The sequence below is a fragment of the Nocardia amikacinitolerans NBRC 108937 genome (assembly GCF_001612615.1).
Classification (GTDB): Bacteria; Actinomycetota; Actinomycetes; order Mycobacteriales; family Mycobacteriaceae; genus Nocardia; species Nocardia amikacinitolerans.
Genome location: NZ_BDAU01000031.1, coordinates 146,720 through 159,334, shown reverse-complemented (window position 1 = coordinate 159,334; position 12,615 = coordinate 146,720). Strand labels below are relative to the sequence as shown.

The window sequence follows — 12,615 nt, the reverse complement described above, 5'->3', positions numbered from 1 at the left end:
AAGGCATATAGGACCATCTATGTCCTAGTTTTCTGGGATTCTGGAAATCGTGAACGACACCCCGGCTCGCCTGCTCCGGCTCCTCTCGCTGTTGCAGACCCCGCGCGAATTCTCCGGCAGCGAACTGGCCGAACGCCTCGGCGTCACCGACCGCACCGTGCGCCGCGACATCGACCGGCTGCGCGAACTCGGCTATCCGGTGCAGGCCACCATGGGCGCGACGGGCGGCTACCGATTGGTGGCGGGCACGGCCATGCCGCCGCTGCTCGTCGACGAGGACGAAGCGGTCGCCATCGCGGTCGGACTGCGGGCGGCGGCCGGGTCCGCGGTCGCGGGCATCGAGGAGGCGTCGGTGCGTGCGCTCGCGAAACTGGAGCAGGTCCTGCCCGCCAAGCTGCGCCGCCGCGTGCGCGTCCTCGGTGCGGCCACCGCGACGCCCGCCAACGACGGACCGACCGTCGACCCCGAAGTGTTGAGCACGCTGGCAGCGGCTGTAACCAACAGGGAGCGGGCCCGTTTCGGGTACTCAGGCAGTTCGCGTCGTCACGTGGAGCCGGTGGGTCTCATTCCGATCCGCCGCCGCTGGTACCTCCTCGGCCACGACCTCGATCGCGCGGACTGGCGGGTCTTCCGCGTCGATCGGATCGAACGTCCGCAACTCACCGGCGCTCGCTTCACCCCGCGTCCCCTACCCGCGGCCTCCCCCGCCGACTACGTCGCGGGCCGCCGAACCGATTGGGGAACACCGTCTTACCGCGTGCACGTCACCATCTCGGCACCACTCGAGCGCGTCGCGGGCCGCGTCGGTGACGACCCGGGCGACCTCATGCCCGTCGACGACAACACCTGCACGCTGGCCGCCACCCGCGACGACTCCCCGGAATGGCTGGCCCACCGGCTCCTCGCCCTCGGTGTTCCATTCCGCATCCACGAATCCCCCGAACTCGCCGAACAACTCCGCCACATCGCGTCCCGAATCACCTCCGCCACAACCCCATCCCCCAACCCCTGAAAACCGACTCCCACAGACCATTCACACGCCTCACACAGCCAGTGGCTATGTGAGGCGTACGAACGGTGTGTGCCAACACATCATTCGAGGGTGAGCCAGGGGCTAGGCGGGCGCGGAGGTCAGGTGGCTGTCGGCGATGGTCAGGACCCGGTCGGCCAGGCGCTCGATCACCTCGGGTTGGTGGCTGATGAGGACCATGGAAAGGCCGGTGGCGCGCAGGGAATCCAGGAGATCCAGGACGGCCGTTTGGGCGCGGCTGTCCAGCGAGGCGGTGATCTCGTCGCAGATGAGGACCGTGGGGTCGGCGGCGAGGGCGCGGGCGATGGCGACGCGCTGCTGTTGACCGCCGGAGAGTTGGGACGGTCGCCGGGACAGCAGACTCGGATCCAGGCGCAGTGATTCGAAGAGGCGCAGTGCCTCGTTGGCGGCGGACGCTTCATCGATACCGCGCAGCAGGCGGAGTGTGCGGCGGACCTGTCTGCCAACGGAATACGCGGGATTCAACGATGTCGCCGGGTTCTGGAAGACCAGCTGGATTGCTCGCCGCTCGTCGGTCGAGCGCCGATCCACGCCCGCTGGCAGGCGTCGGCCCGCCAGTTCGATTGCGCCCGAATCGGGTTCGCACAACCCCGCAAGTACCCGCGCCACCGTGGTCTTGCCCGCTCCGGAACGGCCGGTGAGCGCGAGGCACTCCCCCGCGCCCAACTCGAAGCCGACTCCGTCGAGGACGGGACGGCTGCGGCGGTGCCGGACCGTCAGCCCGTCGACGCGCAACACCGGGACCCGACCGACCCCTTCGAGTACCGAACGCCTGCGCCTGAGCGCCCCCGCCCCGCCCGGCAGCGTGCTCCGCTCGGACACAGGTCCTTCGACGGCCCCTGCCGCCAGAGGTCCGTCACGTGGACCGCGGTGTCCGTCGTGCACCGGAAGTCCGCTTCGGCGCTGCACCGGCAGCCCCTTGCCCCGCAGCGGGTTCGCGTCGACATCGATGATCTGCTTGTCCGGCAGCAGCGCCGGGATCGCGTCGCGGTCTGTCCCGAGGTTCGATCCGAGAGCAGGCAGCACCGGACCGGCACCGTGGTCGGGGCGGGCGAGATCCTGGGTTGCCGACGGGGCCGAGTGCAGGGGCTCGAAGCGGGTGAGGCGGCCGCCGTCGAACTCGGCGACGTCGTCGACGATCGACGCCAGAGCGGGGAGGCCGTGGGTGATGACGACGAAGGTCGTCGCGGTCTCGTGGCGGATCGCGTGCAAGGTGTCGAGAAGTTCGGTGCGGGTTCGGTGGTCGAGCCCGGTTGTGGGTTCGTCGAGGACGATCAGGGCCGGGTCGCCGAGCAGCGCCATAGCGAGGAGCACCCGTTGTTGCTGGCCGCCGGAGAGTTGGTGCGGGTATCGGCGTTGGAAGTGGCGGTCGGTGGGGAGGCCCACTCGGCGCAGGGCAGCGGCGATGTCTGGTTGGTTGGAACCAGCTCGGGCGCGGGCAATTTCGCGGATAGCGGTGCCGATGCGCAGGGCCGGGTTCAGACCCGAGGACGGGTCTTGCGGCACGTAGCCGACGGTGCGGCGGCCGGTCGCCGCGGGTGTCGCGATGACGCCCGTCGCGGACATGCCCTTCGGCAGCGCGCCGAGCACGGCCAGCGCGAAGGTCGTCTTGCCCGCGCCGGATGGGCCGACGACCGCGAGTCCGCGGCCTTGCTCCACCGCGAGCGTCACATCGTCGAGCACGGCACGACCGTGCGCGTCGCGGACACTGAGCCCCCGCACCGCGAGGCCGTCGCCGGGCGCCCGGATGGCCGCTTCGACCCGCCGCTCGTCCCCGCCGAGCAGTCGATCCACCAGCAGGTTCACCGAGACGACCAATGCCATCACCAATCCGGCGGGCGCGAGCACCGACCACGGCGCGACCGCGAAACCCGGTCGGTTCTCCGTGATCATCAACGCCCAATCCGCGGAGGGCGGACGCAGACCCAAGCCGAGGAACCCGCTCACCGCCACCATGGCGATGGCGCCCGAGACGCGAATTCCCGCGTCCGCCAAGACGACCGAGCGCAGATTCGGCAGTACCTCCACCACCGCGAGTCGCCACCACGGCTCGCCCCTGGCGCGCGCGGCCTCCACGTATCCCCGTGCGGCGAGGTCGAGCACGGCGGTGCGCACGATCCGCGCGATCCACGGGGCCGAGGCCGCCGCGGTGGTCACCACGATCGCCGCGGGACCCGGCCCCATCGCGGTCGCGATGACCGCGAGCAACAGGAACCACGGCACGACAACCACGGCGTCGACCGGGCGCATCACCCAGGGATCGGCGCCCCGCCGCAACCCGGCGAGCAGTCCGAGCGCCAACCCGATGACGTACGCGGTCACCAGGGCGACCGCCGCGATCGACACCAGCGGAACCCCGCCGTGCAGCAGCCGCGAGAGCACGTCGCGCCCAACCACATCGGTGCCGAACGGGTACCGCGCGGACGGGCCTTGGAACGGACGGCCCACCGGAGCCGTGGGCGAATGCGGGGCGAGCAACGGTCCGAGCGCCACCGTCGCGACGACCACCGCCAAACCGACGGCGGGCGGAATCGCCCGACGCGGCAGGCGAATCACGAACGCCCGCCGGCTATCACCTCCGTCGCGGCCGATCACGACCGCACCCCCAATATCACGACCGCACCCGCTTGACCGGTCACGACTGCCCGCCCAACACCACGTGCCGCGCCCGCGGGCTGACGGCGAGGGTGAGCAGATCGGCGATCAGATATACCACCAACCCGACGCCCGCCATCAGCATCGCGGCCGACTGGACGAACGGAAAATCGCGCGCCGAGATGGCGCGCAGCAATTCCTGGGACAATCCGGGATAGGCGAAAAGCGTTTCGACAACCGCGATTCCGCCGATCAGTCCGACGATAGATCCGGCGAGCGGATGGATCGACGCGGACACCGCGTTCGGGGCTACGTGCCTGGCAAGCAGCCGCCACGGGCCGACGCCGTTGAGCCGCGCCGTCTCGATGTACGGACTGGTCATCACGTCGGCGGTCTGCGCCCGGATCACCCGCACCGGATGCGGACTCGCGCCGATCAGCAGGCACAGCACCGGCAGGACGAGCACTTCCGGCCGCTGCCACGCGCTCACGCCGGTCGGCAGCAGCGAGACCGCGGGCAGCAGCCGAAACGTCAAAGCGACTGTGGCGACGAGGATCACGCCGGACACGAACGACGGCAGCGACTCCGCGACCAGGGTCACGGCACTGACGGCTCGGTCCAGCCGCGACCCCGCCCGCGCACCCGCCGCGAGACCGAGACACAGCGCGATCGGCACCAGCAGCGCCGTCGTCACCACGGCCAAGACCGCGCTGTTGCCGAGCCGATCAAGCAGGACCTCGCCGACCGGACGTCCCGAAACCAGCGAGGTTCCGAGGTCGCCGCGCACGAAATCGCCCGCCCAGTCCAGGAATCGAACCGGAGCCGGACGATCGAGGCCGAGTTCGGCGCGGACCGCGGCGAGCTGTTCCGGCGAGGGATCGCGGCCGCCGTCACGGCTCAGCGCGACGGCGGCCGCGTCCGAGTCGAGCGCCTCGAACAGTCCGAACACCACCAGCGCGACGACGAACAGCACCCCGATGCCGCCGCCGATCCGGCGCAGCAGATAACGGGTCACGACCGCCGCCTAGGACGCCAGCCAGGTCGTGGCGAAGTTCGCCCAATCGTCCGTGCCAGGCACGCCGTCGCGGACGCCGCGCACCCGTTTACGGGCGGCGTCCGGCCGCTTCGCGAAGCTGTGCAGGATGTAGCCGCCTTCGTTCCAGAGTTCTTCCTGGAGTTCGAAGTACAGCTGGCGACGTCGCTGCTCGTTCATCTCCGCACGGGCCGCGGCGAACTTGGCGTCCCACGCCGGACGACGCCAACCGGTGCCGTTGCTCGGCGAGGCACTGGTCATGGTCTGGCCGTAGAAATAGTCCAAACTGTAGTTCCACCAACCGATATGGGTCAGCGGCTGCTTGCCCGACACCCGGGAGAAGTAGGTGTCGGCGGGGACCGTCTCCAGCCGGATCGTGATACCGGCCGCCTTGGCGTGCTCGGCGAAAAGCGTTGCCGATTCGACCATCCCGGGGATCGCGTCTGCGGTCTGCAAGGTGACGGTCAGGTTCTCCTTGCCCGCCTCCTTCAGCAGCTGCCTGGCCCGCTCGGGGTCGTAGGTCCGCTGCGGCAGGCTGTCGTTGTAGAAAGGCGCGCCCTTGCCGTAGATGTCGTTGCCGACCTCGCCGTAGCCGTAGTACACCGAGTCGACCATGGCCTGCCGATCGACAGCCAACCGCATCGCCTGGCGGACCCGCACGTCGTCGAAAGGCGGTTCGTCGACGCGCATTTGGAAGGCGCCCATCAGTCCGGCCGGTGGGGTGACGACGTAGGCGTCCGGATCGCTGTCCAGCGAACGCGCCTGTAGGTACGACATCTCCTGCACCAGATCCACTTCGCCGGAGAGGAAGGCGTTCATCCGCGCCTCGGTCTCGGCGATCTGGATGATCTCGACCTCGTCCAGGTGTACCGGACCGTCCCAATATTTCTCGTTGCGCCGCAACACCGTTCGGTCGCCCGGCGACCACGAGTGCAGCGCGAACGGGCCGGTGCCGACCGGGAGAGTCCGTTCGTCGAACACCGTGCTGCCGTCCTTGACGACGTAGCAGTACCACCCCGCGAGCACCGAGCCGAAGTCCGCGATCGGCGTCTTCATCGCGACGACGACGCCGAGCTCACCGTCGGCCCTGGTGCGGCCCATGTCGACCACCGCGAGGTCGCCGGAGGACGGCTTGGCCGGGTCGAGCATGCGCTCGAAGCTCCACAGCACGTCCCGGGCGGTCAGCGGCGTGCCGTCGCTGAAGACCACGCCGGGGCGCAGGGTGATCCGCCATTCGCTGCCGTCCGCGTTGGGTTCCAGCGATTGCGCGAGCCGGTATCGCAGGGTCAGGTCGTTGTTGTAGGCGACCAGCTTGTCCCACACATTCTTGGAGACCGCGCCGCCCGCGGAACTGCCCGCCCGGTGCGGGTCGAGCACGTCGACGCTCGCGGCACGCCCGGCGATCGCGGAGCGCAACCGGCCGCCCGCGCGCGGCGGACCCTCCGGCGCTCCGGTCGATCCGTCGGTCCCGCAACCGGTGAGCACACCGATGCCGCCGAGCGCGACGAGGCCGGCAGCCCCTGCCCCGCGCAGCAATAACTCCCGGCGGCCCAGCGGCCGTCGAGATCCTGTGGAGTTGTCCATGCCATCCTCGTGGAGAGTCGTCCCGATACATCCGACGCGGGTGTCCTGGCTCCCGGATCGACGCGCACCACCGGCCTTCCAACCCGGGCAGGTCGTGGCCATGAATCGGCGGATTGCTCCTCGGTGACAGTTGCGGGACAGCCCCGGATTCGCACCGGTGTTCCCCGCGTCGACGTTGGACGATACCGGCAGGCGCAGACGTGTGGGGTCCCCAACCACCGCGGCTGACCGTCTCGACGGGAGAGAAATGGCGGCAATCTGGGCGTGTCGCACCGCCATTCGACTCCCGTCGAATCCATTTCTCTATCGAGGGGCGAGAAATGGTGGTCGAGCGGGATCACTGCGAGTCGAGGCGGGGTGGGTTAGGGGGCGAGCTGGATGCGTAGGACCGCGCCGCGTTCGGTGCCGGCGAGGAGTTCGCCGGGGCGGCACGGCACGGCGACGAGCGACGTCATCGGTTCGGCCGAGAGGATGCGGCAGGACTGGCCGTTCGGATCGATCCGGACGAGCTGGCCGGACAACGCGGTCACATAGACCGCGCCCGCATCGTCCACCAGCAAGTCGTCGGCGAAGTCGGGGACGCCGGGAAGCCCGGACGTGAGATCGGTGAGGACGGTGCGACGGTCCGGTTCGGTGACCGGGAAGCGCAGGACCCGTCCGAGCGGACCGCCGTTGGAGGTCAGGTACACCGTGCCGTCGTGCACGGCGATGCCGTTGGCGTTCAGCCTGGCCCGCTCGGTCCAGCCCGTGTCGACGACGCCGTCGCGGCCGATGCGGATCACGCCGGTCGCGGAGGCGACGTAGAGCGTGCCGTCGGCGTCGAAGGCCGCGCCGTTGGGCATGGTGAATCCGGACGCGAAGATCTCCGGACGCGGTGCGGCGGCGGCCGGGTCGAAACGGACGACGCCGCCGGGGCGCACGACGCTGGTCGGCGCGTCGCCGTAGACGACGTACATCAGCCCGTCCGGTCCGAGCCGGACCGCGCCGGGAAACTCCACCGGGACCGTGGCGGTCAGCCGTCCCGCGTCGTCGTAGCGCTGCACCTCGTTGCGGTACAGCCGGGAAACCCACAGGTTGCCCTGCCCGTCGTAGGCCAGGTTCTCCGACCAGTCCAGCACCGGGACGGCGGCGGGCAGTGCGGTCGCCGACGTCGCGGGCGCGCAAGCGGAGCCTGGTTCCGCGGTCGCGAGCGGCGCGGCGACTCCGGCACAGGCCAAGGCGACGGCGAGCGCGGGAACCGCGCGGCGCAGGAGCGCGGGCAACTCGACGACGGACACCTGGGACCTCCTGATCGGCACCGCGAACGCGCGCAGTGTAACCGCCTTTTCACCGGGATGGTGAAGTCCCCTGAAGTGCAGAAGGTTTGGCACTATCAGTGCATGCTCTACTTCGACGGCACGCGCGGCAGGTTGCACTATCGGCGCTGGACGGTCGACCACCCCGCGGCGGTGGCGATACTACTGCCCGGTATCGGCCAGCACAGCGGCCACTACCACCGGTTCGCCCGGTTCCTCCGGTCGATCGACATCGAGGTGTGGGGACTGGACACCGCGGGCCACGGCCTCAGCGAAGGCGACCCCGCGCATCCCGGCACCCTCGCCGAGCTGGTCGCGGACGCGACCCGACTGGTGGATCTGGCGCGTGTCGAACTGCCGGACGCGCCGTTGGTGTTGATGGGGCATTCGCTCGGTGCGGTCACCGTGCTCGGCATGCTCGGCGCCGCGGTACCGGACGCGAGCACGGCCACCGACCTCAATGCCGTCGAGGCGAACTTCCCGACCGTCCCGAGCATCGATCCTGGCACGCTGTCCGGTCTGGTGCTCTCGGCTGTGCCGCGCCGCGCACTCGGCAGCGGTCTGCCCGGCGCTCCCGGCACCCCGCTTCCGTCCGATCTTCCGATCCTGGCGGTGCACGGGACAGAGGACCGTCGCGCGCCGATCGATGCGATGCGGGTCTGGACTGCACGCCACGAATGGGTAGATTTACGCGAGTACGCCGACGCCGGGCACGATCTGCTGCACGAGCCGGTGCGCGCGCGGGTCGGCGTCGACATCGCGGACTGGATGCAGGGCGTCGTCGTGGGGTTGGCACGGCACGCGTGAACCGAGTACGGCCGCACGACGCGGCACGATGAGGAGACAAGGGGGACGGGGCGGTGCAACCACAGGACAGCGCGGTGCCGCAGGTCACGGCACTGAATCAAGCGGTCGACGAGGGCAGGCTCTGGATCGACGGCGTGCTGGTCGCCGACGGCGCGCACGAGCGGTGCGCACGACGCTACGAGCAGCTCGCCGACGAGGTCGAAGCGCAGATCGGAGTGCTGAGCGCGGCCGTATCGCTGCCCGGCTTCGGCGGTTTCGCTTCCGGTGACGCACTGCGGCGCGGTTTCGAGGACAAGGCCGAGGGCGCGATCGCGCGGCTGCGCGACTACGCCGACTCGGCGCGGGCGCTCGCCCAGACCTTCCGCGCCGCGGCGACGGCCTACACCGAGGCCGACACCGAACTCGCGGCCGCGGTGGCCAGGGTGGACGCGACGGGAGCCGCGCATGCGTGAGATTCCGTACCAGACCGAACGCGCGCCGCACACCCGCGTCGATCCGGCCTACGCGCCCAGCGTTGAGGTCTTCGACAACCTGACCCACCAGGAGATCCACGGCAAGGTGCAGCTGCTCGACCCGGCGGTGCTCAACGCCGGTCAGCAGGCTTGGCAGACCTCGGCGACCGGCCTGACCGAGTCGGTCGCGCAGGCGCACAACGAGATTCGCTCCACCATCGCCGACGGCTGGCGCGGTGGCGCGGCGCAGACCGCCGCCGACGCGGTGCGTGATTTCGAACAGCGCGGCCAGCAGCTCGCCGATGTGATGGCGGCGGTGGCGCAGCGGCTCGGCCAAGCGGGCGATGCCGCCGAGACGCTGCGGTCGGCGGTCGGTTCACCGTCCGGCGCCGAGCCGGATCTCGCTGCGGCACTGCTCGATCCGAATCAGGCGACCGGCAACATCGCCACCCAGAAGACCACCGAGCACGACCGCCAAGACGTCGTGCGGGCCATGGACACCATCTACGCCAACGCGTTTCTGCAAAGCGGTTCAGGGGTTCCGGCGTTCCCGGACGACGCGCCGATCGTCCCGACGGGCAGTACCCCGGGCGGCAGCACGCCGGGCACCGCGCTGGGCGCTCCGGTGAGTACCGTGGATGTCCCTGGAGCCCAACCTGTTTCGGCACTCACGTCGGTGCCGGTCGCGGAACCGGCGCGGGAGACCGAACCCGAACCGGAGCAGGCCACGGCCACCGACACGACACCCGCGACGGTGACCCCCGCGTCCGCCGGACCGCTCACCGCCCCGCCCGCCACCGACACGACGCCCGCCGCGGCCAAGCCCGTCACCGTCGCGACCGACACGCCCACCGCCGCCGCGGCAGCGACGCCGGATCGCGCACCGCGCCAAGGTCTTTCGGCGCCGGTGGTCGCGGCCTCCGCCGCGCTGCCCGGCGCGACCATGCCCGGCGGCGGCACGACGGCCGCCGAGGACGAGCGCAAGCGCGAGGAACGGCGCAGGGACGCCAACAGCGAGGCCGTCACCGGTATGGGCGCGGGTGCCGTCGGCGGGCTCATGGGCGGCGCGCTCGCCGCGGCCGACACCACCCGGCACGGTTCCAGCGTCGCGTCCAAGGCCGCGGCCGCCCGCGCCGAGGAAGAGGACGACGAGCTGCACTGGATCGACGACGAGCTGACCTTCCTCGAACCCGCGGACGAAACGGGCGAGCTGATCGGCGAACTCGATCCGACCACACCACCGGTCGTCGGCGAATGGACCGATCTGGAGTGAACTGGACGCTGACACCGGACCAGTTCGCCATGGCCTGGGAGCGCACCGACGGTGACCGTATCCCGTACCCGCTGGCCGTCCGGCTCTCGGCGCGCGACTCGGTGGAGCGGGCGGCCCAACTGCCCGCCCTGCACGCGTGGTGCGAGCGGACGCTGGACGCCGATCTGGAAGCCGCGCTGCGGTTGCTGACCCGGCCGACGGTGCGCATCGAGGTCTTCGGCGAGCACCGACCGACCAACCGCGCCGCCGCCCCGGACGGCGAACAACTCACGGACACCGCCGAATTCGCCATCGGTATGTCCGCGGGACCGTCGACGGCCGCCTACCCCGATTCCGCGGGCGACTCCGCCTCGGGACGCCATGGCGGTGCCGGGTCCGGTGGCTCCTCGGCCGAGTTCACCGGTACCTCCGGCGCCGAGTTCGGCAGTACCACCGAAGCCAGGTTCGGCGGCTCCATGGGCGCGGGGTTCGATGGCCGTTCCGGCACCGGGTCCTACCGTCCCTCCGACGCAGAGTTCGGTGGCCCTTTCGGCATCGGGTCGAATGGCCCCTCCCACACCGGTTCCGACCGCACCTCCGGCGCTGGGTTCGACCGCACCTCCGGCGCTGGGTTCGACCGCACCTCCGGCGCTGGGTTCGACCGCACTTACGGCGCACCGGCCACCGGCGCCGTGCGCCCCGTGCGCGTCCTCGGCGTCGCCTCGGGCAACGTCGCCGTCGTCGCCGCGCAACGCCCGGGGCCGACACCCGACCGCGGCGGTGACATCCGCCTGTTCGTCGGCAGCCCGAAAAGTTTGCCCGCCCGGGTGATCTCGATGCTTCCGGAGAATCCGCCCGGCACCGCCGCCCGGCTCAGTTCGCCGCTGTCGCGGGTCAAGGAGGACAGCCGCGACCTGGTGACCGTTCCGGTCTCGGGTCCGTCCGCGCCCGCGCGGATCCGCCGCCTGCTCGCCAGTCCGCGCGACGGCATCGGCCAGATCGTGGTGTCGGTGCGCCGCGACGAAGGGCTGAAGCCGTTCGGGGTGCTGTGCTGGATCGACGTCGCCGAGGACGGTCGTTACGCGGTCCGTACCGGCGCCGACGTGCACATTGCGCCGGTGAACGCGGAGACCTTCGCCGCCCATCTGCGCCCGATGCTGGCCGCCGCCGAGAAGACCACCGCGCGATCCGAGCGGTGGTAGCGGCATTGCGCTGGTAGACCTTTAGCCGTGCCACTCTACGAATTCGAAGGCAAGCGGCCGCAGGTCGATCCGACCGCGTTCGTCGCGCCGACCGCGACGCTGATCGGTGACGTGCGGGTCGAGGCGGGCGCCTCGATCTGGTACGGCGCGGTGCTGCGCGCCGACCTCGCCCCGATCACCATCCGGGAACGCGCCAACATCCAGGACAACGCCGTGCTGCACGTTCCGCCGGACGTGCCGATGGAGATCGGTCCCGGCGCGACCATCGCGCACAGCGTGGTCTTCCACGGCGCGTCCGTCGGCGCGGAGGCGATCGTCGGCAACGGCACCACGGTGCTCGACCTCGCCAAGATCGGCGCGGGCAGCATGATCGCGGCGCATTCGCTGGTGGCGCCGGGCACCGAGATCCCCGACGGGGTGCTCGCGGCCGGCTCCCCCGCGGAGGTGAAGCGCCCGATCGAGGGCACCCAGGCGCAGATGTGGGTGCAGTTGAACCCGGGGTTCTACGCCGAACTCGCGCAGCGGCACCGCAAGGGCATCAGCGAAATCGGCTGATCGGTTCCGCACCTCGGCTCAGTTCGAACAACGGCTCGGTCGACGACCCAGCCCAGCGCAAGGTCTCCGCTCGGTCCGACGACCCGGCCCAGTCCGAACAACCAGGCTCGGTTCGACGACTCGGACCAGCGCGAGGACTCCGCTCGGTCCGACCAGGCTCAGTTGTTCAGCAGATCGGTGACCTCGTGGTCGGCGAGCTGGTGGAAGTCCCGATAGGCGACGCCGACGCCGCCGAGGCTGCGCGGCACCAGCGGACACACCACCTCGTCGGCCTCGGCCTCCACCCGGCGGATCGCCTCGATGGATGACACCGGCACGCCGACGACGACGCGCGTCGGCTGGTGCAGGCGCGCGACCCGGCAGGCGACCACCACGGTCGCGCCGGTCGCCATCCCGTCGTCGACGATCACCACGGTGCGCCCGGCGATCGGCACCGGTTTCGCGTCGCCGCGCAGCACCTCCCTGCGCCGCTCCAGTTCCTCGCGCTCGGCCTCCTCGATGGCCGCGAGCCTGCGCTGGGTGACGCCGGTGTGCGCGAGCACGTCCGAGTTGAGCACCCGGACCCCGTCCTCGCCGATGGCGCCCATGGCCAGCTCCGGCTGCCACGGCACACCGAGCTTGCGCACCAGCAGGATGTCCAGATCGCCCCCGATGATCTCGCGCACCGCAGCGGCGACCGGGACACCGCCGCGGGGCAGACCGAGCACCAGCGGCTTCGACGCGCGCAGGTGTTCGAGCTGGGCACCCAGCGCGCGACCGGCGGCGGTCCGATCGGCGTAGATCATCGAT

At 70.8% G+C, this 12,615-nt stretch carries 11 protein-coding genes and 1 riboswitch; of the genes, 6 read left to right on the top strand and 5 right to left on the bottom strand.

Annotated elements, in window-relative coordinates; translation table 11 throughout:
* The first annotated feature begins 49 nt into the window (after positions 1–49).
* Positions 50–1,012 carry a helix-turn-helix transcriptional regulator gene (locus NAM01S_RS23260; protein ID WP_067788566.1) on the top strand — a complete coding sequence of 321 codons (963 nt, stop codon included), beginning with the start codon at positions 50–52 and terminating at the stop codon, positions 1,010–1,012.
* Positions 1,013–1,114: 102 nt separating this feature from the next.
* Here the strand turns inward: NAM01S_RS23260 and NAM01S_RS23255 are convergent, their stop codons facing one another.
* The 4 genes from NAM01S_RS23255 to NAM01S_RS23240 all read right to left on the bottom strand — a co-directional run bounded on the left by NAM01S_RS23255 (position 1,115) and on the right by NAM01S_RS23240 (position 7,540).
* The gene (locus tag NAM01S_RS23255) at positions 1,115–3,646 is read right to left on the bottom strand and encodes an ABC transporter ATP-binding protein/permease (RefSeq protein WP_084483207.1); all 2,532 of its coding nucleotides are present in this window, start codon (positions 3,644–3,646) and stop codon (positions 1,115–1,117) included.
* A gap of 40 nt (positions 3,647–3,686) precedes the next feature.
* Positions 3,687–4,661, bottom strand: coding sequence for an ABC transporter permease (locus NAM01S_RS23250; protein ID WP_067788562.1), 975 nt, complete (start codon positions 4,659–4,661; stop codon positions 3,687–3,689).
* A gap of 9 nt (positions 4,662–4,670) precedes the next feature.
* Positions 4,671–6,263 carry an ABC transporter substrate-binding protein gene (locus tag NAM01S_RS23245; RefSeq protein ID WP_067788560.1) on the bottom strand — a complete coding sequence of 531 codons (1,593 nt, stop codon included), beginning with the start codon at positions 6,261–6,263 and terminating at the stop codon, positions 4,671–4,673.
* A gap of 18 nt (positions 6,264–6,281) precedes the next feature.
* A riboswitch (cobalamin riboswitch) is annotated at positions 6,282–6,456 on the bottom strand.
* A gap of 169 nt (positions 6,457–6,625) precedes the next feature.
* Positions 6,626–7,540: an SMP-30/gluconolactonase/LRE family protein gene (locus NAM01S_RS23240; RefSeq protein ID WP_084483206.1), complete on the bottom strand. Its 915-nt coding sequence runs from the start codon at positions 7,538–7,540 to the stop codon at positions 6,626–6,628.
* Positions 7,541–7,642: 102 nt separating this feature from the next.
* Between NAM01S_RS23240 and NAM01S_RS23235 the strand changes: the two genes are divergently transcribed.
* The 5 genes from NAM01S_RS23235 to NAM01S_RS23215 are packed head-to-tail and all read left to right on the top strand — an operon-like array spanning position 7,643 to position 11,826.
* Positions 7,643–8,365, top strand: a complete 723-nt coding sequence (locus NAM01S_RS23235) for an alpha/beta hydrolase (protein WP_067788635.1) — start codon at positions 7,643–7,645, stop codon at positions 8,363–8,365.
* A gap of 53 nt (positions 8,366–8,418) precedes the next feature.
* Positions 8,419–8,817: a hypothetical protein gene (locus tag NAM01S_RS23230; RefSeq protein WP_067788559.1), complete on the top strand. Its 399-nt coding sequence runs from the start codon at positions 8,419–8,421 to the stop codon at positions 8,815–8,817.
* Positions 8,810–10,090 carry a WXG100 family type VII secretion target gene (locus tag NAM01S_RS23225; RefSeq protein WP_067788557.1) on the top strand — a complete coding sequence of 427 codons (1,281 nt, stop codon included), beginning with the start codon at positions 8,810–8,812 and terminating at the stop codon, positions 10,088–10,090. Before NAM01S_RS23230 ends, NAM01S_RS23225 begins: the two co-directional genes overlap by 8 nt.
* Entirely contained in the window at positions 10,072–11,271 is a 1,200-nt protein-coding gene (locus NAM01S_RS36730; RefSeq protein WP_253798364.1) for an ESX secretion-associated protein EspG, read from the top strand. The genes NAM01S_RS23225 and NAM01S_RS36730 overlap by 19 nt, the downstream gene beginning before the upstream one ends.
* A gap of 27 nt (positions 11,272–11,298) precedes the next feature.
* A complete protein-coding gene (locus NAM01S_RS23215) occupies positions 11,299–11,826 on the top strand; it encodes a gamma carbonic anhydrase family protein (RefSeq protein ID WP_067788555.1) in 528 nt (175 codons plus the stop codon).
* A gap of 158 nt (positions 11,827–11,984) precedes the next feature.
* Here NAM01S_RS23215 and NAM01S_RS23210 read toward each other — a convergent pair whose 3' ends face one another.
* On the bottom strand, positions 11,985–12,611 hold the full coding sequence (locus NAM01S_RS23210; RefSeq protein WP_067788554.1) for a phosphoribosyltransferase: 627 nt from the start codon (positions 12,609–12,611) through the stop codon (positions 11,985–11,987).
* Between the last annotated feature and the right edge of the window lie 4 nt (positions 12,612–12,615).

What these genes read in the sequence shown, in the direction of transcription:
- NAM01S_RS23245 (WP_067788560.1), bottom strand. Translation starts at nt 6,263, where the DNA reads ATGGACAACTCCACAGGATCTCGACGGCCGCTGGGCCGCCGGGAGTTA.
- NAM01S_RS23235 (WP_067788635.1), top strand. Translation starts at nt 7,643, where the DNA reads ATGCTCTACTTCGACGGCACGCGCGGCAGGTTGCACTATCGGCGCTGG.
- NAM01S_RS23225 (WP_067788557.1), top strand. Translation starts at nt 8,810, where the DNA reads ATGCGTGAGATTCCGTACCAGACCGAACGCGCGCCGCACACCCGCGTC.
- NAM01S_RS36730 (WP_253798364.1), top strand. Translation starts at nt 10,072, where the DNA reads ATGGACCGATCTGGAGTGAACTGGACGCTGACACCGGACCAGTTCGCC.
- NAM01S_RS23210 (WP_067788554.1), bottom strand. Translation starts at nt 12,611, where the DNA reads ATGATCTACGCCGATCGGACCGCCGCCGGTCGCGCGCTGGGTGCCCAG.